Source organism: Nocardioides thalensis, from assembly GCF_013410655.1.
Classification (GTDB): Bacteria; Actinomycetota; Actinomycetes; order Propionibacteriales; family Nocardioidaceae; genus Nocardioides; species Nocardioides thalensis.
Genome location: NZ_JACCFP010000001.1, coordinates 3,245,504 through 3,269,506, shown reverse-complemented (window position 1 = coordinate 3,269,506; position 24,003 = coordinate 3,245,504). Strand labels below are relative to the sequence as shown.

At 69.8% G+C, this 24,003-nt stretch carries 26 protein-coding genes; 20 read left to right on the top strand and 6 right to left on the bottom strand.

Annotated features, from left to right (window positions below):
• The first annotated feature begins 2 nt into the window (after positions 1-2).
• From HNR19_RS15910 to HNR19_RS15890, 5 genes are read left to right on the top strand one after another with little or no spacing between them, the layout of a single operon-like run.
• Positions 3-593, top strand: coding sequence for a hypothetical protein (locus tag HNR19_RS15910; RefSeq protein ID WP_179668825.1), 591 nt, complete (start codon positions 3-5; stop codon positions 591-593).
• Between the two features lie 39 nt (positions 594-632).
• Entirely contained in the window at positions 633-1,157 is a 525-nt protein-coding gene (locus HNR19_RS15905) for a hypothetical protein (RefSeq protein ID WP_179668824.1), read from the top strand.
• Entirely contained in the window at positions 1,154-1,615 is a 462-nt protein-coding gene (locus HNR19_RS15900; protein WP_179668823.1) for a globin domain-containing protein, read from the top strand. The genes HNR19_RS15905 and HNR19_RS15900 overlap by 4 nt, the downstream gene beginning before the upstream one ends.
• 23 nt (positions 1,616-1,638) lie before the next feature.
• Positions 1,639-3,423, top strand: coding sequence for a leukotriene A4 hydrolase C-terminal domain-containing protein (locus HNR19_RS22900; protein ID WP_179668822.1), 1,785 nt, complete (start codon positions 1,639-1,641; stop codon positions 3,421-3,423).
• Between the two features lie 38 nt (positions 3,424-3,461).
• Positions 3,462-3,764, top strand: coding sequence for a putative quinol monooxygenase (locus HNR19_RS15890; RefSeq protein WP_179668821.1), 303 nt, complete (start codon positions 3,462-3,464; stop codon positions 3,762-3,764).
• Here the strand turns inward: HNR19_RS15890 and HNR19_RS15885 are convergent.
• On the bottom strand, positions 3,761-4,420 hold the full coding sequence (locus tag HNR19_RS15885) for a helix-turn-helix domain-containing protein (protein WP_218910283.1): 660 nt from the start codon (positions 4,418-4,420) through the stop codon (positions 3,761-3,763). The two genes, HNR19_RS15890 and HNR19_RS15885, sit on opposite strands and share 4 nt — an antisense overlap.
• A gap of 95 nt (positions 4,421-4,515) precedes the next feature.
• On the opposite strand from HNR19_RS15885, the gene HNR19_RS15880 reads away from it, so the two are divergent.
• A complete protein-coding gene (locus HNR19_RS15880) occupies positions 4,516-5,445 on the top strand; it encodes an oxidoreductase (protein ID WP_179668820.1) in 930 nt (309 codons plus the stop codon).
• A 5-nt stretch (positions 5,446-5,450) separates the two neighbouring features.
• On the opposite strand, the gene HNR19_RS15875 is transcribed toward HNR19_RS15880, so the two are convergent.
• Positions 5,451-6,977, bottom strand: a complete 1,527-nt coding sequence (locus HNR19_RS15875) for an MFS transporter (protein ID WP_343047228.1) — start codon at positions 6,975-6,977, stop codon at positions 5,451-5,453.
• A gap of 103 nt (positions 6,978-7,080) precedes the next feature.
• Between HNR19_RS15875 and HNR19_RS15870 the strand changes: the two genes are divergently transcribed.
• The 4 genes from HNR19_RS15870 (at position 7,081) to HNR19_RS15855 (ending at position 10,415) form a co-directional block, all read left to right on the top strand.
• Positions 7,081-7,968, top strand: a complete 888-nt coding sequence (locus HNR19_RS15870) for an MmyB family transcriptional regulator (RefSeq protein WP_179668819.1) — start codon at positions 7,081-7,083, stop codon at positions 7,966-7,968.
• A 154-nt stretch (positions 7,969-8,122) separates the two neighbouring features.
• A complete protein-coding gene (locus tag HNR19_RS15865; protein ID WP_179668818.1) occupies positions 8,123-8,566 on the top strand; it encodes an SRPBCC family protein in 444 nt (147 codons plus the stop codon).
• A gap of 243 nt (positions 8,567-8,809) precedes the next feature.
• On the top strand, positions 8,810-10,174 hold the full coding sequence (locus HNR19_RS15860; RefSeq protein ID WP_179668817.1) for a dicarboxylate/amino acid:cation symporter: 1,365 nt from the start codon (positions 8,810-8,812) through the stop codon (positions 10,172-10,174).
• Between the two features lie 76 nt (positions 10,175-10,250).
• Positions 10,251-10,415: a hypothetical protein gene (locus tag HNR19_RS15855; RefSeq protein WP_179668816.1), complete on the top strand. Its 165-nt coding sequence runs from the start codon at positions 10,251-10,253 to the stop codon at positions 10,413-10,415.
• A 4-nt stretch (positions 10,416-10,419) separates the two neighbouring features.
• Here the strand turns inward: HNR19_RS15855 and HNR19_RS15850 are convergent, their stop codons facing one another.
• On the bottom strand, positions 10,420-11,454 hold the full coding sequence (locus HNR19_RS15850; protein WP_343047227.1) for an RNA polymerase subunit sigma-70: 1,035 nt from the start codon (positions 11,452-11,454) through the stop codon (positions 10,420-10,422).
• A gap of 148 nt (positions 11,455-11,602) precedes the next feature.
• Between HNR19_RS15850 and HNR19_RS15845 the strand changes: the two genes are divergently transcribed.
• Positions 11,603-13,174, top strand: a complete 1,572-nt coding sequence (locus tag HNR19_RS15845) for an MFS transporter (protein WP_179668815.1) — start codon at positions 11,603-11,605, stop codon at positions 13,172-13,174.
• Between the two features lie 22 nt (positions 13,175-13,196).
• On the opposite strand, the gene HNR19_RS23605 is transcribed toward HNR19_RS15845, so the two are convergent.
• Positions 13,197-13,877, bottom strand: coding sequence for an EthD domain-containing protein (locus HNR19_RS23605; protein ID WP_218910282.1), 681 nt, complete (start codon positions 13,875-13,877; stop codon positions 13,197-13,199).
• Between the two features lie 50 nt (positions 13,878-13,927).
• On the opposite strand from HNR19_RS23605, the gene HNR19_RS15835 reads away from it, so the two are divergent.
• Positions 13,928-14,332 (top strand): homing endonuclease associated repeat-containing protein, encoded by a 405-nt coding sequence (locus tag HNR19_RS15835; protein ID WP_179668814.1) that lies wholly within the window; start codon positions 13,928-13,930, stop codon positions 14,330-14,332.
• Between the two features lie 101 nt (positions 14,333-14,433).
• A complete protein-coding gene (locus tag HNR19_RS15830) occupies positions 14,434-15,369 on the top strand; it encodes a hypothetical protein (RefSeq protein WP_179668813.1) in 936 nt (311 codons plus the stop codon).
• Between the two features lie 150 nt (positions 15,370-15,519).
• Here the strand turns inward: HNR19_RS15830 and HNR19_RS15825 are convergent, their stop codons facing one another.
• A complete protein-coding gene (locus HNR19_RS15825) occupies positions 15,520-15,813 on the bottom strand; it encodes a hypothetical protein (RefSeq protein ID WP_179668812.1) in 294 nt (97 codons plus the stop codon).
• A 20-nt stretch (positions 15,814-15,833) separates the two neighbouring features.
• Complete coding sequence (locus HNR19_RS15820) at positions 15,834-16,580, bottom strand: NUDIX hydrolase (RefSeq protein WP_179668811.1); 747 nt, start codon at positions 16,578-16,580, stop codon at positions 15,834-15,836.
• A 77-nt stretch (positions 16,581-16,657) separates the two neighbouring features.
• Here HNR19_RS15820 and HNR19_RS15815 point away from each other — a divergent pair, with 77 nt between their 5' ends.
• The 7 genes from HNR19_RS15815 (at position 16,658) to HNR19_RS15785 (ending at position 23,906) form a co-directional block, all read left to right on the top strand.
• Positions 16,658-17,521 (top strand): ARPP-1 family domain-containing protein, encoded by an 864-nt coding sequence (locus HNR19_RS15815; protein ID WP_179668810.1) that lies wholly within the window; start codon positions 16,658-16,660, stop codon positions 17,519-17,521.
• Between the two features lie 74 nt (positions 17,522-17,595).
• Complete coding sequence (locus HNR19_RS15810) at positions 17,596-18,504, top strand: TY-Chap domain-containing protein (RefSeq protein ID WP_179668809.1); 909 nt, start codon at positions 17,596-17,598, stop codon at positions 18,502-18,504.
• Positions 18,501-18,830, top strand: coding sequence for a hypothetical protein (locus HNR19_RS15805; protein WP_179668808.1), 330 nt, complete (start codon positions 18,501-18,503; stop codon positions 18,828-18,830). The genes HNR19_RS15810 and HNR19_RS15805 overlap by 4 nt, the downstream gene beginning before the upstream one ends.
• Positions 18,831-18,845: 15 nt before the next feature.
• Entirely contained in the window at positions 18,846-19,979 is a 1,134-nt protein-coding gene (locus HNR19_RS15800; protein ID WP_343047226.1) for an ADP-ribosylglycohydrolase family protein, read from the top strand.
• Positions 19,889-20,350 (top strand): protein-tyrosine phosphatase family protein, encoded by a 462-nt coding sequence (locus HNR19_RS15795; RefSeq protein WP_179668807.1) that lies wholly within the window; start codon positions 19,889-19,891, stop codon positions 20,348-20,350. The genes HNR19_RS15800 and HNR19_RS15795 overlap by 91 nt, the downstream gene beginning before the upstream one ends.
• Before the next feature lie 18 nt (positions 20,351-20,368).
• A complete protein-coding gene (locus tag HNR19_RS15790; RefSeq protein WP_179668806.1) occupies positions 20,369-22,750 on the top strand; it encodes an SIR2 family protein in 2,382 nt (793 codons plus the stop codon).
• A 58-nt stretch (positions 22,751-22,808) separates the two neighbouring features.
• Entirely contained in the window at positions 22,809-23,906 is a 1,098-nt protein-coding gene (locus tag HNR19_RS15785; RefSeq protein ID WP_179668805.1) for a PDDEXK family nuclease, read from the top strand.
• The last annotated feature ends 97 nt before the right edge of the window (positions 23,907-24,003 follow it).

Below are 24,003 nucleotides of genomic sequence, written 5' to 3'. Positions count from 1 at the left end.
CGATGAGCCGATTCGACATCACCCAGACCAACGTCGCCGTCCGCCGCCTGATCGAGACGACCGACAACCCCCGCCACAAGTGGATGCTGCAGGCCTACGACCGGCACCGGAGCCTCGAGATGGCCGGCCGCTGGAAGGAGATCTTCGCCCCGGAGATGACCGTCGAGCACCCGGTCTACAACTTCAACGTCTTCGGCATCAACACGGTGCTCGCCGGCGCCGAGGCGGTGCAGGCGGTCTACGAGGAGTGGTCGCGCACGGCGCAGTGCGTCTTCTACACCGACGACGAGAAGCTCGCCGTCGGCGACAACATGATCGTCTCGACCGCCACCATCTACCAGCAGACGCCCGGCGCCGTGCTCGCCGAGGCAGGCGCGCCGGTCGACCCCGCCGCGCACTACCTGGTCGCGAACGTCGAGCACATGATCTGGCCGTACGACGACGAGGGCCGCCTGGTCGGCGAGGACGTGTGGGAGATCGACGAGAGCAAGCGCCAGGTCATCCCGCTCGAGCCGCACGAGGTGCTCACCGTCGAGCAGACCAGCAGGCTGCTCGACCCCTACATCGTGCCGCTGCCCACGCGACCGTTCTGACGCCTTGTGTGATCGGCTCGCGCGAGCGATGCTGATTACATGATTACACAGCAAGAGCGTGAGCAGCTGCGCGGCTGGTTCGCCGGCCGGCTGCCCGACGGCGTCTACGACGAGCTCGTCGACGTCGTCGTCGACCGTGACGAGATCACCGTCGTCGGGCGGATCCCCGAGCCCAAGCTGGCGAAGGACGCGGCCGACGCCGAGCGCGATGCCGCGCTCCGCGGTCGGATCCAGGAGTTCCGCGAGCGCACCCGCAAGGACCGGATGGCGGTCGCACGGGAGGCCGAGCACCGCTTCGACCGGAAGGTCGCGTGGGGCGTCGAGTGCGGCGCCGTACGCGAGGTCTTCACCAACCTCGCGGCGCCGGTGATGACCCGGCTGCGGCAGCCCGAGCGCGAGGTGCTCGACACCCTGGTCGCCGGGGGCGTCGCGCGCAGCCGCAGCGACGCGCTGGCCTGGTGCGTGCGGCTCGTCGGCAGCAACACCGACGAGTGGCTCGGCAAGCTGCGCGAGTCTCTGCAGCAGGTGCACGAGGTGCGCGCCGAGGGCCCGCAGGCGTCGTGACCACACCGAGCATCCACGAGTGGCTCGGAGGCACCGACGCCCTCCTGCGCCTGACCGAGGTCTTCTACGCCAAGGTGCGGCAGGACCCGGTGCTCGCGCCGGTCTTCGCCGACATGGGCGACGACCACCCCGCGCACGTCGCGACGTGGCTCGCCGAGGTGTTCGGCGGCCCGGCCGAGTACACCGCGCACCACGGCGGCCACGCCGGCATGGCCCGCCACCACCTCGGCCGCGGGATCACCGAGGAGCAGCGCCGCCGCTGGGTCGGGCTGCTCCAGGACGCCGCCGACGAGGCCGGCCTGCCCACGGATCCCGAGTCGCGCGCAGTCTTCGCCTACTACGTCGAGTGGGGCAGCCGGATGGCGATCATCTACTCGGGCGCCGCCCCGCCGCCGATCGACGAGTCCGTCGAGGTGCCGCGCTGGGGCTGGGGCCAGACGCCGCCCTGGGAGGGGTAGCCGCGGCCCGTTAAGTTGATCCGGTGACCCGCGCCTACCCCGCCGACCCGCACTCCTTCGCCCGCCCCAACGAGGTCGTCGTCCGGCATGTCGGGCTCGACCTCGACGTGGACTTCGATGCCTTCCGCATCAGCGGTACGGCGACGTTCGACCTGGAGCGCCGTACGCCGGACGCGACCCAGCTGGTGCTCGACACCTGGCAGCTCGACGTGCGGGCGGTGACCACCGCCGAGGGCGAGGCGCTGGACTTCGAGGTGGGGGAGGAGGACCCCGTCCTCGGCCGCCCGCTGACGATCACGCTCGGTGCCGGCGACCGGGTGGTCGTCACCTACGCCACCAGCCCGGAGGCGAAGGCCCTCCAGTGGCTGGAGCCGGAGCAGACCGCGTCGGGCAAGCCGTTCCTGTTCACCCAGGGCCAGCCGATCCTCACCCGCACCTGGATGCCGTGCCAGGACAGCCCGGCGGTGCGGGCGACGTACGACGCGACCATCCGGGTGCCCGCCGACCTGATGGCCGTGATGAGCGCGGAGAACCCGACCGAGCGCTCGGTCGACGGCGAGTACCGCTTCACGATGCCGCAGCCGGTGCCGGCGTACCTCATCGCCCTGGCCGTCGGCGACCTCGAGTTCCGCGAGGTCGGCGCGCGCAGCGGCGTCTACGCCGAGCCATCGGTCGTCGAGGGCGCGGCGTGGGAGTTCGCCGACACGGAGAAGATGATCGAGGCGGCCGAACGGCTCTACGGGCCCTACCGGTGGGGCCGCTACGACATGCTCGTGCTCCCGCCGAGCTTCCCCTACGGCGGCATGGAGAACCCGCGGCTGACGTTCGTGACGCCGACCATCCTCGCCGGAGACCGCTCGCTAGTGACGCTGATCGCGCACGAGCTCGCGCACTCGTGGTCGGGCAACCTGGTCACCAACGCGACCTGGAACGACATCTGGCTCAACGAGGGCTTCACGACCTACTTCGAGGTCCGCATCGACGAGGAGCTGTACGGCGCCGCGTACGCCGCGATGCTGCTGCGCCTCGGGCGGCAGGAGCTGGCGCGCGGGGTCGAGCAGGAGCAGCCGCGCGACACCTGGCTCGAGCTCGACCTCGTCGGCCGTGACCCCGACGAGGGACCGTCCAAGATCCCCTACGAGAAGGGCTCGCTGTTCCTGCGGCTCATCGAGTCCGCCGTCGGGCGGGAGCGGTGGGACGCGTTCCTGCGGTCCTACTTCGACCGGTTCGCGTTCGAGTCGATGGACACCCCGACGTTCCTGTCGTTGCTGAAGTCCGAGCTGCTCGACCCGGCCGGCGTCTCCGCCGAGGACCTCCAGCTCGAGGCCTGGGTGCACGGCCCGGGCGTGCCCGACAACGAGCCGCTCACCGAGTCCGACGCCTTCGACAAGGTCGACGCCGAGGTCGCTCGGCTGCTCGCGGGCACCGCGTCCGCCGACCTCGACACCGACGGCTGGGTGAGCCACCAATGGGTGCACTTCGTCCGCGCGCTGCCGCTGGACCTGGGCGTCGACCGGATGGCCGAGGTCGACGCCGCGTTCGGCTTCACCGCCAGCGGCAACATCGAGGTCGCCACCGCGTGGCTCGAGCTCGCTGTCGAGTCCGGCTTCGCCTTCGAGACCCCTGCGGTCGACCAAGCGCTCGCGGAGTTCCTCGTCCGCCACGGCCGGGCGCTCTACGTCAGCAAGGTCTACCGCAAGCTCGCCGCCACCGACCGTGGCCTCGCGCGGGCCCGCGAGATCTACGTGACTGCCCGGCCGACGTACCACCCGGTCACGCAGGCGGGCATCGACCGGCTCCTCGCCTGACACTGGCCCTGTCGGCGCCACCTCCTAGCCTCCCCGCCATGACCTACGCCAACGTCGGCACCCTCGGCGCCGTGCCCGGGAAGCGCGACGAGCTCGTCGCCCACCTCATCCGCTCGTCTCCCGAGCTGGCCGACGCCGGCTGCCTGCTCTACGAGGTCGGCGTCAACGACGACCAGCCCGACACGGTGTTCGTGGCCGAGCTGTGGACGTCCGCCGAGGCCCACCGCGCGTCGCTCGAGCTGCCGGAGGTGAAGGCGTCGATCGCGGAAGCCCGGCCGCTCCTGTCGGGCGAGTTTGGCGGGTTCGCCTTCGACGTCCTCGGCTCGCCGCTCCGCGACTAGACCAGGCCCAGCTCCCTGGCCCGCACGCCGGCCTGGAACCGCGACTCGGCCCCGAGCGCGGCCATCAGCTCGGCCACCCGACGGCGGTAGGTCCGCACCCCGAGCCCGAGCGTCCGCGCCGCCGCCTCGTCCTTGACCCCGCGGCTCAGCAGGTCGAGCACCTGGGGGGCGATCTCGCGGATCTCGGCGATCTGGGCGTCGAACTCCGACAGCTCGGTCGCCTTGCGCCAGACCGCGTCGAAGAGCGACGCGACGCCCTCGACGACCTCCGGCTGGGTGATGACGCTGTAGGTACGCCGGTCGGCGCGCGGGTGGCCGCCGAGGATCGCGATCCGGCGGTCGAGGATCATCGTGTCGTTGATCTCGTCGGTCGTGATCCGGATGCTGGCGCCGTGCGCCTCGCAGAACTGCACGAGCCCGCGCGCCGCGACCGGGTCGAACACCGCATTGGGCAGGTAGATCTTGCGGAGGCGTACGTCGCCCGGCGGGCTCACGACGCCGGCCGCCTCACCGGCGCGGCGAGCGGCGCGCCAGGTGTGCAGCTTGTTAGCGGCGAACGCGACGTCGGTCGCCGCGGCCATCAGGTGGCCGGTGCGCGCCACCAGCTCGGCCTCGCCGTGGACGACGGCGACGCTCTCACCGGCGCGCATGCTCATGGTCCGATTCTCCTCCGACCCGCAAGGAAAGGGGAGGGCTGGCAACAAGCTGCCAGCCGCGTGATCGCACGGCGATCGCCGACCACGCTGGCCGCATGACGACACAGACGATCACCCCCACCGCCGACGCCGCAGGCACGTGGCAGCTCGGCGACCGCACCGTCAACCGGATCGGCTTCGGCGCCATGCGGCTCATCGGCAGCCCGTTCGCGACGGCCCCGGGCGACCGCGACGCCGCGGTCGCCGTACTCCGCCGCGCCGTCGAGCTCGGCGTCAACCACATCGACACCGCGGCGTTCTACTTCACGCCGTTCCAGTCCTCCAACGAGCTGATCGCCACCGCGCTCCAGCCCTACCCCGACGACCTCGTGATCGTCACCAAGGTCGGCCCGAGCCGGTCGCGGGCGGGCGAGTTCGAGCCGTACGCCCGACCCGACCAGCTCCGCGCCCAGGTCGAGGAGAACCTCCGCCACCTGGGTCGCGACCATCTTGACGTGGTCAACCTGCGCTGGGGCGCGGGTCAGGGCACCGAGGACGGCTCGGTCGCCGAGCACGTCGGGGCGCTCGCCGAGCTGCGCGACGCCGGCCTGCTCCGTCACGTCGGCGTCTCGAACGTGACGGCCGCGCAGCTCGCGGAGGCGCTCACGGTCGCGCCGATCGTGTGCGTGCAGAACCGGTTCGGCCTGACCGAGCGGAATTGCGACGACGTCCTCCGGATGTGCGGCGAGCACGGCATCGCGTTCGTGCCGTTCTTCGCGGTCGGCGCCGGCGTCGAGGGCGCCAACCCCTGGGGTCCCGCCGACACGACCGGCGAGGACGTCATCGCCGCGATCGCCGCCGCGCACGACGCGACCCCCGCCCAGGTGCGCCTCGCCTGGACCCTGCACCAGGGTGGGCACGTGCTCGCCATCCCCGGCACCGGCAACCCCGCCCACCTGGCCGAGAACGTGGCCGCCGGCGCCCTCCGCCTGACCGGCGACGAACTGGCCGCCCTCGCCGCCCTGGTGGTCGAGGAGGCCCGCTAGGGCCGTCACGAGACCCCACCGCCGGCGCCGCTGCTCGACTCGGCCGCCTCGAGACCAGCCGGGGTTACCGGGTCCCGCGGCAACCAGCGCAGCGCGACCAGCCCGAGCACGACGTGCAGCAGGCTCGCGGTCACCGCCACGACGTGCAGCCCGCTGAGGAAGGCGCCCTTCGCGTCCGCCGCCAGTGCCGACCCGAGACCGGGCAACTGGAGCGTCTCGTCCAGTGTCGGTGCCAGATCCGGCCCCTGCAGGCGGAACAGCAGCGCAGCGAGCGACCCGAGCAGGGCGATCCCGAGCGCGTTGCCGATCTCGTTGCTCGTCTCGGCGATCGCACCGGCTGACCCCGCCCGCTCGGGAGGTACGGCGCCGACGGCGGTGTCCGCGACGACGGCGAAGCAGATGCCGTAGCCCACTCCCGCGACGACGGTGGAGGCGACGTACCAACCGATGCCACCCGTGACGGTCGTGGGCAGCAGCAGGAGCAGCCCGGCCGCGATCGAGAAGTGGCAGACGAGCAGGGCGGTGCGCTTGCCGACGCGGTCGACGACCATCGGGGTGACGACGCAGGTCGCGGTGAGCACGGCGGCGCCCGGCAGCGCGAGCAGCGCCGCCTCGATGACGGGGACGCCGAGCACGGACTGCAGGTAGATGCCGGCCAGGTACGCCGCTGCCGACCAGGCCGCGAGCGGCAGCAGGCCAGTGACGATCGCGATCGAGAAGATCCGGTCGCGGAAGAGCGAGAACTCCATCAGCGGGTGCTCGAGCCGCAGCTGCCGCCGTACGAACCCACCCAGCACGACGAAGCCGAGCCCGAGGAAGCCGAGCGCGGAGAACGACAGGCGCTCCGCGGCAGCGTGCTTCACGCCGTAGATCGCGAGCAGCAGCCCGACGGCGGAGGTCACCACGCTGATCGCGTCGACCCTTCCTGGCCGCGTGGCGCGCACCTCACGGAGCAGCACGGGGGCGAAGCAGAGGAAGGCGGCGATGACTGGCAGGTTGACCAGGAACACCGATCCCCACCAGAAGCGCTCGAGGAGCAGGCCGCCGATGATCGGGCCGATCGCGAAGCCCGCTGCGAACGCCGCGGCGAAGATGCCGATCGCCTGGGCCCGCCGCCGGGAATCGGCGTAGAGCTCGCTGAGCACCGCGAGCGCGGACGGCAGCAGCGTCGCGCCGGCGATGCCCATCACGGCTCGGGCGGCAATGAGCAGCTCCGTCGTGGGGGCGAACGCGGCCGCTGCCGAGCCGACCCCGAAGAAGGTCGCGCCGATCATCAGCAGCCGGAGGCGGCCGTAGCGGTCGCCGATGTTGCCGAACGCGACGAGCAGCGAGCCGACGGCGAAGCCGTAGATGTCCAGGATCCACAGCGCCTGGTCGGCGGTGGGGTTGAGCTCTTGGCTGATCCGCGGCATCGCGAGGAACAGGATGGAGCCGTCCATCGACACCAGGAGCACCGGTCCGAGCACGACGAGGAGCCCGAGCCAGGCGCGCAGGTTGCCGGACTCGGAGGGGGCAGCAGGATGTGAAGTCACGGCGCCAACATCCGCGCTCGGGCGCGGGCGAGCCAGCCACCTGTCGTGGGTACACCCGCCAGGTGCACCCACACCCTCGCCGCACCGGCCTACGCTCGAAGGCGTGGAGAGCCTCGGAGCGTTCCTGAAGAGCCGTCGCGACCAGATCACGCCGGACGCCATCGGGCTGCGGACCTACGGCACCAGCCGGCGCGTCCCGGGACTGCGCCGCGAGGAGGTGGCGCACCTCGCCGGCGTCAGCGCCGGCTACTACACGCGGCTCGAGCAGGACCAGGCCGGCACCGCCTCGGTGCAGGTCCTCGACGCGCTGGCGCGGGTGCTCCAGCTGGACGACGTCGAGACGGTCCACCTGCACAACCTCGCCCGCCAGCCGAAGCGTGCCGGCCTCGCCGAGCCGCCCGCCGAGGATCCCCATCCCCGCGTACTCGCCCTACTCGACTCGCTCGGCGAGGCCACGCCCGCCCTCGTCCTCGGCCGTCGCGGCGACGTACTCGCGTGGAACCGCAGCGGCCACGCGCTGTTCGCCGAGCACCTGGACTTCGACGCGCCGCGGTCGCCCGGGCCGCGCCCGTCGATCCCGCGGATGTTCTTCCTGGACCCGCTGACGCGCGACCTGCACCGCAACTGGGAGGAGCTCGCGCACATCCACGTCGCGTACCTGCGGCTCACCGCCGGCCGGTTCCCGACCGACGCGCTCCTGGCGAACCTGATCGGCGAGCTCAGCATGCGCAGCGACGAGTTCGCCCGGCTGTGGGCGACCGGCGAGGTCGCCGACTGCACCACCGGCGACATGCACCTCCGCCACCCCACCGTAGGCACCGTGGAGGTCGCCTACCAGGTGTGGCTCCAGCCCGACAGCCCCGACCACCGCCTCGAGATCTACACCCCGAACGACGCGTCCTCCGCCGACGCCCTCCAGCTCCTCACCCGCCGCACCACGCAAACGTCGTTGGTCGAGGAGGCGAACGCGGTGGTCGAGGAGGCCCGATAGGAGACCCGTTGGTCGAGGAGGCCCGCTAGGGCCGTCACGAGACCCCATCGCCGGTGGTTGAGGTGCGAGGAGCGCTAGCGACGAGCGGGGCCGGTGGTTGAGGTGCGAGGAGCGCTAGCGACGAGCCTCGAAACCTCCGGCCTACCCTGACCCCATGGCCAGTCGCGTCGACGTCCAGGTCGAGACCGTGATCGACCGCCCGGTCGACGTCGTGTCCGCCTACGCGGGCGATCCGACCAACGCACCCGAGTGGTACGCCAACATCTCCTCCGTCGAGTGGCGTACGGCGCCGCCGGTGGCGGTCGGCTCGGAGATGGACTTCGTCGCCCGTTTCCTCGGCCGCCGCATCGCCTACACCTATCGCGTCACCGAGCTCGAGCCCGGCGAACGGCTCGTCATGGCGACAGCGCAGGGCCCGTTCCCGATGCAGACGACGTACACCTGGGAGCCCGCTGGCGCCGGCACCCGAATGACGCTGCGCAACACGGGCGAGCCCTCCGGGTTCGCCAAGGTCGCCAAGCCCGCAATGGAGGCGGCGATGCGGCGAGCGACCACGAAGGACCTCGCCCGGCTCAAGGAGATCCTCGAGTCGCGCTGACGGTGAGCGGCTTGAGGCGGCCGTCACAGCGGCCGATCGGAATAGCCGCCCGCTGACGCAGTTGCAACCTGTGTGCTTCCACCCGCGGCCCCTGGCGAGACGCTGACGCGTCGTCGCGTCGTGGACCTGCAGCGGACCAAGAGCGCGCGCTGTCCGCGCTGACGCAGTCGCTCCTCAGTCCACTCCCGCATCTCACCGCACCGGCGCTCGGTCGCGCCCGTGCGACGAAAGGTTCACCTCTCCATGTCTTCTGCACGCTCGGAGCAGCAGCGCACGCGCCGGCTCCGCCTTCCCTCCTTCGGCATCCAGGTCCTGATCGGACTCGTCCTCGGTGTCGTCCTCGGCCTCGTCGCCCGCTCGATCGGCCCGGACGGGGTCGAGGACCCCAACTGGCTGACCGAGACGCTCAGCACCGTGGGCGACGTCTTCGTGACCCTGCTCCGCACGATCGTCCCGCCCCTGGTCTTTCTCGCGATCGTGGCCTCGATCGCCAACCTGCGCGACGTCACCGGAGCCGCGCGGCTCGCCTGGAAGACCCTCGCCTGGTTCGCCATCACCGCGCTGATCGCGGTCTCCATCGGCATCGTGCTGGGACTCGTGCTGCAGCCCGGTGACCACGCCAGCGTCTCCGCAGACTCCGCTGCCGCCCCCGAGACCACCGGGTCGTGGCTCGACTTCCTGACCGGCCTCGTGCCGGCCAACATCCTCGGCCTGGAGGCCAGCGCGGGCGACGACGGCTCGGTCGGCCTGTCGTTCAACGTGCTGCAGATCCTGGTCGTCGCCATCGCGGTCGGCATCGCCACGCTCAAGGTTGGCGAGGCGGCCGAGCCGTTCCTTACCGTCGTCCGCTCGGCCCTCGCCGTCGTCCAGAAGGTGCTGTGGTGGGTCATCCTGCTCGCGCCGATCGCCACGGTCGGGCTGCTGGGCAACGCCGTCGCGACCTACGGCTGGGACGCCCTCGGCTCCCTGGGCACGTTCGCCGTCGCGGTGTACGCCGGACTGGCGCTCGTCGTCTTCGCGGTCTACCCGACCCTGCTGCGCCTCAACGGCCTGTCGATCAAGCAGTTCTTCACCGGCGCCTGGCCGGCCCTGTCCCTGGCGTTCGTGTCGCGGTCATCGGTCGGCACCATGCCGGTCACCGCGTCCGTGACCGAGCGCAACCTCGGCGTGCCCCGCGCCTACGCCTCGTTCGCCGTACCCCTCGGCGCGACGACGAAGATGGACGGCTGCGCGTCGATCTACCCGGCGATCTCGGCGATCTTCGTGGCGCAGTTCTTCGGGCTCGACCTGTCGATCACCGACTACGTCCTCATCGCCTTCGTCTCGGTCATCGGCTCGGCCGCGACGGCGGGAGTCACGGGCGCGACCGTCATGCTGACGCTCACCCTGTCGACCCTGGGCCTGCCCCTCGAGGGCGTCGGCCTCCTGCTCGCGATCGACCCGATCCTCGACATGGGCCGCACGGCGGTCAACGTCGCCGGACAGGCGTTGGTGCCGACGATCGTGGCGAAGCGCGAGGGCATCCTCGACGTCGAGGCCTACCACGCTCCGCGCACGGGCGCGGCCTGGCGCGAGGACTCCACGCCCCAGCCCGTCCCCACGGCCTGAGCCGGACACGAGGTGGGTACCGGACGAGTTGTGCGCTCGCCCGGTGCACGCCTCTGCCCGACACCGAGGAGATGACATGAGCGAGAACCCCGGCGACAACGGCTCGCAGCCCGAGCTCGACGACGCTGACGAGCGCGAGCAGATCGCGAAGACCCAGGAGAAGCTCGACGCCGAGGCAGACGGAGACGGGCTCGCGGCCGAGGCCGGCGAGGGCGAGGAGAACGGGCTCGCGGAAGGCTGAGCGGTCAGCTGGGGTCGAGCTGCTTGGGCAGCTCGAGCCACTCGAAGACGTCGCTGTCGAAGGTGTAGATCTCGGCGACCAGGCCGTCCTCGACGCGGAGCACGTCCACCGCGAAGCCCTCGTACGTCGCCGCCCCGGGGCGGCGCAGATACATGGCGACCGCCGGCTGCCCGTTGACGGTCGTCGTCCGGCACTTCCAGTCGGCGTACTCGCCCCGGCCGAAGCCGCCGTCGATCCAGCCCTGAACGGTCGCGTCGCGGCCGACCCAGACGCCGGGCTGCGGAGGCATGGCGAACCGCATGTCCTCCCGCAGCAGTGCGGCCAGCCCGTCGATGTCGAGCGTCTCGTGGGCCCGGACGTACGCCGACACCAGCCTCCGCTCGTCGTCGCTGAGCTCGGACCTGCCCTGCGCGCTCCAGTCGAGCCTCCCGTCCGGGAGGTGCTCGCGCATGGTGGCGCGGGCCCGCTGGAGGGCACTGTTCGCCGACGCGAGGGTCAGCTCGAGGGTGTCGGCCGTCTGCTGGGCCGGCCAGCCGAGCACGTCACGGAGGATCAGGACGGCGCGCTGCCGCGCGGGTAGGTGCTGGACGGCGACGATGAACGCGAGCTCGATGGTCTCCCTCGCTGCGGCCTGCTCGTGCGGGTCGTCTGGTTGGCTCCCCGGCCACGGCTGGAGGTAGAGCACCTCGGTGCCCTCACTGGCGTCGCCGTGCAGATCGGCCGGGACCGGCGTACGCTCCCGGCGCTTCTCGAGGTAGTCGAGGCAGGCGTTGGTCGCGATGCGGTAGAGCCAGGTGCGCAGCGACGCGCGGCCGTGGAACGTCTCCCGCTTCGCCCACGCGCGGAGGAACGTCTCCTGGGTGAGGTCCTGGGCGTCCTCGTAGGAGGCGAGCATGCGATAGCAGTGCACGAGCAGCTCGCGGCGGTAGCGCTCGGTGAACAGGGCGAACTCGCCGGCATCGCCGCTGCGGGCCACGCGCATGAACCCGGCTTCGTCAGCGCCGATCGGGCTGGTCGGCTGGGGCTCGGTCGTCTCCACGGTGCCTCCTACGGTCTCAGGGCTGTCTAGAGATGTCGACGACCGGGCACGCCAGAACTGATCGGTCGTCTCTCCCGGGGTCGACCGATCATTTGCGCGGAGCTCCGTCGTCGTTCCTTGAGACCGCTGTCGAGAGGATGGATCGGGAATGACGGAGACGAGTACGACGACCCCGCGCGCCGGGCGGCGCGAGTGGCTGGGTCTCGCGGTGATCGCGCTGGCGTGCGTGCTGTACGTGATGGACCTGACCGTGCTGCACCTGGCCGTGCCGGCCATCAGCGCCGACCTCCAGCCGACCAGCACCGAGATGTTGTGGATCATCGACGTCTACGGCTTCATGGTCGCCGGGTCGCTGATCACGATGGGCAGCCTCGGCGACCGGATCGGGCGCCGCCGCCTGTTGCTGATCGGGGCTGCGGCCTTCGGGATCACCTCTGTGCTGGCGGCCTTCTCCACCTCGCCGGAGATGTTGATCGCCACCCGGGCGCTGCTCGGCCTGTCCGGCGCGACGCTCGCGCCCTCGACGCTCTCCCTGATCCGGAGCATGTTCCACGACCCGCGGCAGCGGTCCACCGCGATCGGGATCTGGATCACCAGCTTCTCGGTCGGCGCCGCGGTCGGGCCGGTTATCGGCGGCGTGGTGCTGGAGTACTTCTGGTGGGGCGCGGTGTTCCTTATCAACGTGCCCGTCATGGTCGCGCTCCTGGTGCTCGGCCCGCGGCTGCTGCCGGAGTATCGCGACCCCGACGCCGGCCGCGCCGACCTGCCCAGCGCCGTGCTCTCGCTGGTCGCAATGCTCGCGCTCGTCTACGGGCTCAAGCGGGTCGCCGAGGACGGGGTGACCGCGACCGCTCTGGTGGCAGCCCTGGCCGGCCTGGGCCTGGGAGCGGTGTTCGTACGCCGGCAGCGCCGGCTGGCCGACCCGCTCATCGACCTGTCGCTGTTCCGCATCCCCGCGTTCAGCGCGGCGCTCGCGAGGTACGGCATCGGGGTCTTCGTGGTGTTCGGCGGGTTCCTGTTCATCCCGCAGTACCTGCAGCTGGTGCTCGGCATGAGCCCGCTCGAGGCGGGGCTGTGGACCCTGCCGTGGGCGCTGTCGTTCGTCGTGGGCTCCAACGTCACGCCGATCCTGGCCCGTCGGATCGACCCGGCCTGGCTGATGGGCGGTGGGCTGGTGGTCGCCGCCCTCGGGTTCGGCGTGCTCCTCGGCGTCGACGCCGGCTCCGGGCTCGCCCTGATCGTCCTGTCGTCGATCGGCTTCTCCCTCGGGATGTCCCCGGCCTTCACTCTGACCAACGACCTGATCATGGGGTCCGCCCCGCCGGAGCGGGCGGGCGCCGCGGCGGGCGTCTCCGAAACCGCGGCCGAGCTCGGTGGCGCCCTCGGCATCGCGGTGCTCGGCAGCATCGGCGTGGCGGCCTACCGCCGCGGCGTCGACGAGGCCCTCCCCGCCGCGCTGTCGCCCGACGACGCCCACGCGGCCGAAGGCACGCTCGGCGGAGCGCTCGACGTCGCAGCCGGCCTGCCCGCGGCCACCGGCGACGCCCTTGTGGTCGCCGCAGAAGCGGCCTTCACCACCGGCCTCCACCTCGGCGCCGCCACCGCCGCGGTCACGTCGCTGGCGCTGGCGGGCTTCGTCCTCGTGCGAGGACCGGTGGGTGTCATCGAGGAAGACCCGGAGTCGGAGCCGGTCGATCAACCCGTCACGAGCGCCGACTGACTGGCCGTCCAGGGTCGCTCCGTCACAGCGCCCAGAAGTAGCGGCTCGTGGGTACGACGTCGAGCCCGTCGCCGGCGCCGAACCTGCCCACGCTGTCCATCAGCTCGGTCATCCGGCGGTTGAGCTCGGCGTCGTCGCCGCGGCTGCCGTAGAACTCGTGCGGGTCGGTGAGGGCGGCCATCGGGAAGTGCTCTTCGACGATCGCCGCGACCTCGGGTGTCGAGGGCGTGAGCGCCTCCTCGACGATGTTCTGGATGTAGCCGCACGTGTTCTGGGTGCGGATGGCGATCGGCGTGTGGTGCACCTGCCAATAGGTCAGGTAATCCTCGCGTGACATCGAATCGGGCCGCCGCAACAGAGCGACTTGTGCGTAGACGTCTGCACGCTCGCCGTCTGGCGCCGGCAGGGGATCGAGCCGCACCTTCTCCGTCACGCGCCAGGCGTGGAGGTCGGGCTCGTCGGCCGCGTCAACGACGGCGGCGATCGCGGTCAACGGGTCGCGGTCGGTCCAGACCGAGACCACCGCTGTGACTGGTTCACCCGGCCCGAACCGGAGCGCTGGAGCCACGGCCTCGTCGTCGATGTTGACCTGGACCGCGGTCGCCCCCGCCTCCGCGAGCCGGTGGCGGAACGCAGGGGAGACCAGCATGTCGGCGAGGTCGGCGAGGTCGGCGCCGTGCAGCGCCAGGATGAGCTTCGGCACGGCTCGGGATCCTTCCAGACCTCCGCTGCCGGTCGTGGAGAATCAGCCTCGTGGCCCAGCAGAAGTACACCGACCAGCAGATGCTCGACGCGCTCCGCACTGCGGCCGACGGCCTCGAAACGCCGCTGAGCGCCAAGGCGTACGACGCTCTACGGCCGGCCGGTGCTCCGAGCGGCCTCACGATCAACAAGCGCTTCGGCGGCTGGAACGCCTCCCTCCAAGCCGCCGGCCTGCCCACGAACCAGGCGAGCGGTCACAAGGCACACCGCAGTGACGCCGACCTCGCTAGCTGGGTCGCGCGGTACCTCGCCGACCCCGAGACAACCGGCTCGTACGGCGGCTACGCCACCTGGTCAAAGAACCACCCGGATGCGCCGAGCGCCCACACGATCCGCTACCGGTTCCGTACCTGGTCCGCCGCAGTCGAGGTGGCAACACGTACTGAAGTTCGGTGACCTCCCGCGGGACACCGATGGTCTGGAACGGTTGAGCGGTCTTCCTAGAGCCGGGATGGTGTGTCACGGGTTGTGAAGGGTGCTGCTGGTAAACCTGACTCATGACGATGGCGAAGTTGATGTTCGGCAGGCTCAGCGAGGCCTGGAAGGGTGAAGCGTCCGACTTCACCCCGCTGCTGGCCGACCAGTTGGACAATCTTGGTGACGCGCTCGGCATCGATCTCGCTGCGGTTGGCAAATCAGAAGTGCTCACGACTGGCGGACGGCGGATCGACATCGTCGCGCAAGGCGAAGATGGTTCCGAGTTTGTGATCGAGAACCAGTACGGAAGGGCTGATCACGACCACCTGACGCGCGGCTTGGCCTATGCAGTGGCTCGACATGCTCGGGGTCTTGTCGTGGTGGCAGAGGAGCATCGAGACGAGTTCAAAGCAGTCGCCCAGTACCTCAATGACCTGGCCGAACTGGATCGGGAGCGGGGCATCTCGGTGTGGCTTGTCGAAGCGAAGGCCGTCCGGATCGGTGACAGTCCGTGGGCGCCGCTGTTCACGGCCGTTATCGAACCCAACTCCTTCACTGCCACGGTGGAGCAGGCGAAGCTTGCCGAGAAGCCTGGCTCCTTGGAGGAGTTCTACGGACAGTTCTCAAATCCCGATGCCCGCGCCGCGGCAGAGAAGGTGTTGACCACATGGCTCACATCCGGTTATCGGCGGCGAATCGAGTCGAACCATGTGGTGCTTGAGGCTGCAGGGCCGGCGACGAGTGGTGTGCGAACGGTGATCGCGATCTTCAACGACGGTCGAATCCTCGTACCGTTTAGCTCGTACGCCGGGGTCAACAGCGGCATCGAGATTCCGTCACTCACAACCCCCGAGTTTCGGGCAAGCGCCGACGCGCTGTTCGCGTTCAACGGCACGGAGAAGCAGGCGCGGACTCAGTCGGGGTGGCTGTCGACTGATCGGGTCGAGCCGCTCTTGGGTTTCTGTTTCGGCGTGGCGAGCGCCTACAAGGATGCGCTCGCGACTTCTACGCCGTAGCCGATCTCTGACACGCGCAGCAGGGAAATGCACTGCGTTTGAAGCACGCCGATGTCGCCGAGGGACCCACGGCATCGGCTGGATACTCAGGCCGCGAACCCTTGCTACGAGCGTCTCAGCGTGCTCAGGTCCGGCTACGGAACCGGATGCTCAGGTGCCCGCGGGTGGGGTTGCCTGGTCGTGGTACCACCACAACTGGTCGACCGAGAATCCCTCGGCGAGCGAGGCGAGGTGCGCCACGACCGTAGCGACGGTTTCCATAACGTCATCCGCCGTGTCGCCGTACCCCTCGTACGCACCCGTGCCGATCTTCGTGAACCCGTGCTTCACGAGTAGCTTCCCGAGCCTGGCCTTCTGACTGTTGGGTGTGGACCCGTTGATCGAGGTGCGAACAATCGCGCGTGCCATACGTTTGAGGTAGTCGTTGCCGTCGATCTCAAGCACCTGGCGCAACGGCGCTGCGCCTAAGTCGCCAGCCGCGGCAGCCTGAGCCGCCGCCGCGTCTGGGGCGAGTCTTCCGGGTCCCCATGGGTGAACAAGGGCGTGGGACGACCCCCGTCGCTCCGCGTGACCGCACTTCCGTCCCGCTTCAGGACGGGCCGCAGTGAATTGACCATCCGCCGCTTGAACGAGTCCCGCTGGAGTCGCTCACCAAGCACGGCCTCGTGGACCAGCCGCAGGTCGGTCATGGTGAAGGGCCCGGTGAGCAGGCCGTCCGGGTCGGGAAGGATCTCGTAGCGGCGCCGCATGTCGGCCACGGCTTCCTCGACGATCCGGTCGTGGTCGAACAGCAGTCGGATGCTCCGAGGCACTTTCCCGTTGCCGTCGACGCGCGCCAAGCGGCCGTTCCCACTCGCGGCGACGTCGTGGGGGAGTCCCACCGAGTGTCCGATCGAGAGCGTCCAGCCGCGCTTGTCGCGCTTCGGGTCGTCGAACACCCGCAGCAGCCGTGGCTTCTTGCCGATGTCACGCAGGCCCGCCTTGCGATCGAGGCTCTGCTCCACGCAGCTTTCGACGGATTGGTCCTTCCGCAGGAACCGGCCCGGGAGGACCCAGCCGGGCTCGGTCACGCCTTCGATCACCAGAACCAGAAGGTCGCCGGGCTCGTCGTCTGCCGGCCGGTTCGGCAATGCCGTCAGGACCGCGACGTCGATCGCGACATTGGGTCGGGGGTGTCTGGTCAGATCTCCGCCGTCGGTTGAAGCAGCCATGCCGGCAGTCTATAAGCACTTCCGCGTTTAGTGTGGTACCTTAATGAACGGAAGCGCGCAAAGATCGGAGATGACGGATGCAGTTGCACGTAGGAGCCGGCACCCAGCGAGGTGCCCTGACGATCTTCCCCGTATGGAGCGACTACGTCGGTCCGCGCGGCTACACCACGAAGCTCGACGCCGTGCGCGTCGACGAGTGCACGACCGGCGCCTCGGTGCCGGTGCTCCAGGTTCGCAACGAGGGCGACCTGCCGGTCGCGCTGTTCGAGGGCCAGATCCTCGAGGGCGGGTGGCAGAACCGCATGCTCGCCCGCTCGCTGGTGGTACCGGCCGGGAGCGAGGTGAAGGCCGAGGTCGTCTGCGTCGAGGCCGGCCGCTGGCACGGCGGCGACGCGCACGCCACGCGCAGCCGACGCGCCAGCAACCGCGTACGCACCGGGCTCCGGGAGGCCGCCGCGGACGCACGCCAGCAGGAGGTGTGGCGCCGGATCGGGGAGTACGACGCCCGCTTCGGGCCGACCGCGACCAGCTCGTACGTCGAGCACGCGGACCGGGCGGCCGCAGAGGTCAAGGCGATGACCCGCGGACTCCGGCCGCTCGCCGGACAGGTCGGGATCGTCGTCGGCATCGCCGGCCAGCCGATTGCCCTCGAGGTATTCGACAACCCGTGGACGTTCAAGGCCCAGTTCGTGTCGATCCTGACCGCGGCGGCGATGGACGCCCTCGGGCAGCCCGCGCTCGTCACGCCCTCGCGACGGGCCCGGCGGTTCGCCGACCGCGTGACGGGGCTGCCGCGCCGCCGTACGGCTCGCGCGGGCGCTGGAGCCACCGCGACCGGACGGAACGAGTACGTCGACGCGGCCGCCCTGGAGTTCCGCGACCACGTCGTGCACCTGGTCGCGACGAGCCCGAAGCACGAGCTCGCGAAGGCCGCTGCGTAGGCCCGCGAAGGGCCCGATTTGTGTCGGATCCTCCCCGTAATTTCGGCATCACAAGGGGACACGAAGTGGGGTTGATGACTGTGGGAACGAAGGTAGATCTGGACCGGGCGACGCGGCGCGCCTGGCGGGCGATGGAGCGCGACCTGGCGGTGCGGATCGCGGAGCTCGACACCGGCGAGCCCCTGCTGCTGGAGCTCGAGGGGCCGGACCCTGACGACGGCTGCACGCCGTACGTCCAGGTGCTCTGCAGCGGTGACGCCGCGACGGCGGAGGTGTCGAGCAACCACTACCTCGCCTCGCGCTACCGGCTCGACAAGGAGGCGCGCCGCGCGCTCCGCGCGAGCGGGTGGGAGAAGCCCAACGAGCACACCGACAACTACTGGTGGCCGATGGAGGCCGGCTGCGAGATCGACGCGGCCGACGCGGCGGCCATGATCGTGGCTGTCCTGCGCGACGTGTTCGGCGTCCCGCACCCGTCGTTCCTCATCGACTCCGACGACGTCGTCGAGACCGACGACGAGGACTTCGACGCCACACCGACCTGCCGCGGAATGTCGGTCGACGCTGGCCTCCGTGCCGAGATCGAGGCGGCGCTCGCCGCGAACATCGGCCACACACCGAGCGCGGACGACGACGGCGACTACGGGTTCATCCTCGACGGTCACTCGGTCGTCTTCGTTCGACCCGTCGAGGGTCAGATGCCGGTGGCGCGGATCTTCGCCGAGCTCGTCGTCGGCGTGACCGACCCCGGGCGCGCTGCCTTCGAAGTCGCCGTCCTCAACCGAGACTGCCGCTGGGCGAAGTTCGTGCTCGTCGGCGACCGCATCATGCTCCGCACCGAGATCCTCGCCGAGCCGTTCTCGCCGGAGCACCTGTCATTCCTGATGGGCGAGATCTGCGAGTTCGTGACCAAGACTGCGCCGGACACCGCCCACCGCGTCGGCGGAAGGTGCTTCCTGAGCGTCGCTGAGGATCAGTCGTGAGGAACCGGGCAGACGCCCGCTGGGACCGTCCGGTCAGCCGCCGGCACGGCAAGGCCCGCCGCGAGCGCGGCTGCGGGAAGCTCCGCTTTCGAGACAAGCGTGAGGCGGTGGATTTCCTGCACCACGCCGACAACACGCGTCACGCTGTCGAGCTCGACGAGGAGTACGGCGCCGCGACGACCCTGCGCGTGTGCCGCGCCTACTTCTGCGGCACCTGCCGCGGCTACCACGTGACGTCGCAGGTGAAACCCTCGCCGGGCCTGCCCTCGCGGCGCGACAGCGCGGCCGGCGCCGCAACCCTCCGACCTTCAAGCGCGAGTGCGTAACGAAAGAGGTATCTGGTGGACCAGATCGTGAAGCTGGCGACAGCCCAGATTGACCGCGCATGCGGCGTACTGCTGGGAGCCGCATGCGGTGACGCACTCGGCGCCGGATACGAGTTCGGCGTCGCGACGCCTGGGCCGGAAGGACCGCGGATGATCGGCGGAGGCCTCGGCGACTTCGCACCGGGGGAGTGGACCGACGACACGTCGATGCTCTTCCCGATCGCGGAGGTCGCTGCAACGAAGGCTGACCTCCGGACGACAGACGCGCTCGACGCCATCGCCCGCCGGTTCCGGGAGTGGTACGACGGCGGCCCGGCCGACGTCGGCATCCAGACGAGCTCGGTGCTCGATCGAGCCGGCACGAAGCCAACGGCCGAAACGATGACGCGGGTCGCGGCTGAGCTGCACCAGCGGACGGGAAAGAGTGGTGGCAACGGGTCACTGATGCGGACCGCCCCCGTCGCCCTCGCCCACCTGGGCGACCCGGCAGGATTGGTCGATGCGGCGATGAAGGTCAGTGCGTTGACCCACTACGACCCGCGCGCTGGCGAGGCCTGCGCGCTGTGGTGCCTCGGCATCCGGCACGCGGTCGTGACGGGCGAGCTCCCCGACCTCCGCGAACTCATAGGTCGCCTCGCAGACGACGCGCAAGAGTTCTGGACCGACAGGATCGATGAGGCCGAGCAGCGCGACCCCGCCACGTTCACCCCGAACGGGTACGTCGTGACGGCCCTCCAGGCCGCGTGGGCAGTTGTGAAGACCGTGGCCGATGTCGAGGTGTGCGAGCTGGACAACCACCCGGTCGTCGCGGGACTCAATGCCGCCATCGCGATCGGCAACGACACCGACACCGTCGCCGCCATCGCTGGCGCGATGCTCGGCGCCCGTTGGGGCGCCAGCGCGATCCCGGCGGAGTGGCGCCGCGTCGTCCACGGCTGGCCCGGCAAGCGCGCCGAGGACCTCGTGCACCTGGCGCACCTGGCTGCCACGAAGGGTCCGGGCATCTACGGCTGGCCCTCGCAGAGCGGATCAACTACGCCGAGTGGAACTCTGGCCCCGTGGTCGTCCCGCACCCACACGACGAGAAGGTCCTCCTCGCGAACGCCGCCGCGCTCAGCCAGATCGAAGACCTTGGCGTCACCGCGGTAATCAGCCTCTGCCTGCTCGGCACGCAGGATGTCCCCAGCAGCGTCGAACACGTCAGCTTCCGCCTGATCGACCAGACAGACGAGTCGTCCAACGCGCACCTCGACTACGTCATCGACGATGCCGCGCGGACCGTGAAGGCGCTCCGCGACGAGGGGCACACAGTGCTCTTGCACTGCGTCGCGGCTCAGAGCCGCACTCCCACGGTCGGCGCGCGCTACGCCCAGTTGCTCGGAGTGCCTGCCGACGAAGCCCTGGCGGCGGTTTGCGACGCGCTGCCGTCCGCCTACCCGAACCGAGCGTTCCGCGCGGCCCTCCAGCGGGAGGGCGGATGGGGCCACAGCGAGGCAGAAACCGCTGACCGCCAGCCATGAGGTTGGCACGATATCGACATGCCCGGCCACGTCTATGTCATCCGCGCTGACCTGACGCGGCTCGCCTGCGACGCGGTGATGCCCAGCTGCGATAGCGATCTCAACATCACCCGCGCTTGGGCCGGGCTGTTTCCCGAGAGGCTGCCTCAGGGCGATGCAGGGTGGCTTCGTCTGCCGGCGGAACATCGTGACGGGAACATCGTTCGCTTGCCGCGGCCCCGTAACGGCCCGTGGGTTGTACCAGTCATCGCGATCAGCGCCGGAGGCGCAGACACTCCGGCGTCGGTCGCTGCGGCGATGGCAGAAGGCGTACGCCGCCTAACACCCGACCTGGAGCCCGGCGGAGGCCGGGTGCTTCCGCTTGTCGGCGTGACCCTCGCAGGCGCCAGTGCGGGCGGCCTCGGCGGAAGGCGCGGGGAGCTGATCGAGGAACTCTTGTCCGCGCTCACAGCAGTCAGCCGCGAGGCGCACGTTGACATCGCGTTGACCCTCCGTGACCCGCGCGACATGGCTGCCGCCCAGGCCAGGCGCACCGACGACCAGTGGGCTGAACTGCCGCCACACCTCGTGCGGCTCGCCGACGACCTCGGAACCCGGGCCGCCGCCGGTGAGCTCTCCCTCTTCCTCGGCGCCGGCGTATCCGTGCCGGTCGGACTGCCGAACTGGCAGGGCCTCGTCGACGCGCTCGCGCTCGAAGCCGGCGTCGACTTCTCCCAAAGCACCGATAACCTGATCGACCGGGCGTCCGCATTGAAGATCGTGCTGGGAGAGCGCCGGTATGGGCAGATTCTGGCTCGACTCCTCACTACTGATCGACATGCCCTCGCTCACGCGATCCTCGCGGGCCTGGGCGTGAAACAGACGGTCACGACCAACTTCGATCGTTGCTTCGAGAACGCGCTCGGCGCGATCTATCCCGATAGCTACCGCGTGCTTACGCGGGCCCTCGCCGTTGGCGGTCAACCGTGGGTGCTCAAGCTCCACGGGGATATCGCCCACCCGTCGAGCCTTGTCTTCACCCGGGAGGACTACGACCGCCATCCGCAGGAGTATCAAGCGATCCGAGGAGTCGTGCAGGGCTTGATGCTCACGAGTCACCTGCTCTTCGTAGGCTTCGGGCTGGCCGATGACAACTTTCTCGACCTGGCGCGCGCGGTGTCCAAGGTGCGGCGCGAGGCAGAGACCCGGGACGGTGAGCGAGCAGGTACGGCGCTGGCGCTGACGTCCGTTGACGTGCGCCACGAGCTTCGTCACGATCTTGAGTTCCATGCGATGCAGGAGGGTGGCGACACCGCCACCGCCGCGCGCATTCTCGAGATCTTCCTTGACCGCCTCGCGTGGCGAGCTGCAACAAGCCACCACCTGCGGGCGTCGTACGTGCTCGATCAGCGGTATGAGTCAGCCCTTGCCGCTGCCGACCGGCAGTTGCGGTCCGCGGTAGATGACTTCGCCGCGACCCTGCGTCGGGGTAAGGCAACCGAAAGCGAGGCGTGGCCTCGAGTCCGCCGAATGCTGGTCGAACTGGGCCGCGACGACGACCTCGTGGCGGAGGGGCCGACGGAGGAGGTGGCGCCCCGCGATGCCGAGTCACCGATCAGGAGAGGCCAGGCCTTCGAGTTCCATGAGCTTCTCCACATCCTCAGCAAGTGGCTGGACGACACGGATGAGGCGACCATCTCTGGTGGCTCGAGCGCGGATCGCGGCTTCGTCAGCGTGACGATCGACGGGATCCCGTGTGCTCTGGCGGCGGACACGACGCGCAACGGCGTACGCCGATTCCTCGAGCTGATGGCGCGAGGAGTGCCGTTGGTCGTCATCAACGACTCCGCCGGCCGACCCGTGAAGGTCGCGGCGGGCGACCCGCCAGAACGGATCCCGGGCTTCTATCTGTACACCGATGAGCCGTACTGGGAGCCGCGGATACTGCATGCCCGGCTTGGGGTGCAGCACACGATCCTCCGGGCCGTGTCGCACCTCCACCACCTTGGATACCAACAGGTGCGGGTCCGACCGGGGATGAGTGGATCGGGGATGTATTGGAGGGTAAAGATCGCGGCTGCAGCCGACTTGAAGGCGCCGCTCGGCCAAGCGGCGGTCGCTGCGAAGGGCGGCGCGATCTCGTACACCACGGGCGCTGCGGATCGGTTGCTGGACACCAGAATCATTGCGACAACGCCGGCAAGCGAGGTCGCGGACACGATCTTGCGAGGCTTGTCGCATATCAGGGGGCGGGAGCCGGACTGGGAGTACGCCGGCTGGTACGCCGGCCTGCTCGGCCTCGCCGAGCAGCACGGCGCGCTCCCGATCGCCTATGCCGACTACTTCGACGACGACGAGGGCTGGGAGGTCGGTTGGGGAAGTGGCATTCGGTATCCGCACCCACCGGCATGGCGGCGGTGAGTATTGACTCTGGCGGCCCCGGGCACTTGCATCACGAGCGACGAGACTGGAGGAGCCGATGGCGCTTTATGACATGACGAGCCTCGGAAGTGGCATGCCGGTCACCTCCGAGGCGTTGGTGAAGCTGCACCGCACCTCGTTCGCGGCTCAGGGGATCCAAGAGCGCGCCCACTTGCAAGCGGCCCTGCGCGACCACATCGACCTGATCGACGATGACCTGTTCGTGGTGTCCGAGGAGTTCGGTGACTTCGAGGGCGCGAGTCGTCGAGTCGACCTGCTGTGCCTGGATCGGGACTGCCGGCTCGTCGTCGTGGAGCTCAAGCGAACCGTCGACGGCGGTCACATGGAGCTCCAGGCTTTGCGGTACGCAGCGATGGTGTCCACCATGACCTTCAACCAGGTGGTCCGGTCGCTCGCGACGTATCGCAAGCAGCGCGACTTCGACGATGCCAGCGAGGAAACGGCTCGCTCCGACCTGATCGCTTGGCTCGACGCAGATGAAGAGCCCGTCGTCTCGCGAGAGGTCGGGATCGTCCTTGCCTCGGAGGACTTCAGCCAGGAGATCACGACCACCGTGCTGTGGCTCAACGAGTTCCATGGCTTCGACATCCGCTGCGTCAGGTTGAGCCCATATCTGCTCGGCGATCGTCTCCTCCTCGACGTGCAGCACGTGATTCCTCTTCCGGAAGCGTCGGCATACACAGTCCGTGTGCGAGAGAAGGAGAAGGCGGTCCGCCAGGCCGAGGGAACGTCAAAGGCCGACCGCACCAAGTTCGTCGTGCAGACGCCCACGAAGACGTGGGAACCGTTGCCCAAGAGGTGGGCGATGCTGCGCCTCGTCGAGGGTCTGGTCGCAGCGGGTGTTTCCGTCGAGAAGATTGCCGACGTCCTGCCGGAGAGCAAGATGCTTCGAGTGGACGGTCCACACGACGACGCGGACGAGTTGTGGACCGCGATCCAGATCCAGCACGGCAATTCGGACCAGAACCGGCCGCGTTGGCATCTGGAAGATCCGATGACGTTCGGCGATCACACTTGGGTTCTCAACAACAACTGGGGCACTCACACGCGCGGGTTTATCAAGCAGTTGCTCGAGTTGGCGCCGCCAGGATTCGCCGTGTGGGAGGAAGGGGACGAGCCGACGACGGCGACCTGATGCGATCGGTCACGCAGCAGACCGAACGCGAGTCACGTCTGCACCGCTCCTCAGCCCACCGACCTTCAAGACCTGCTGCCCGCGACAGGGCTCAGGC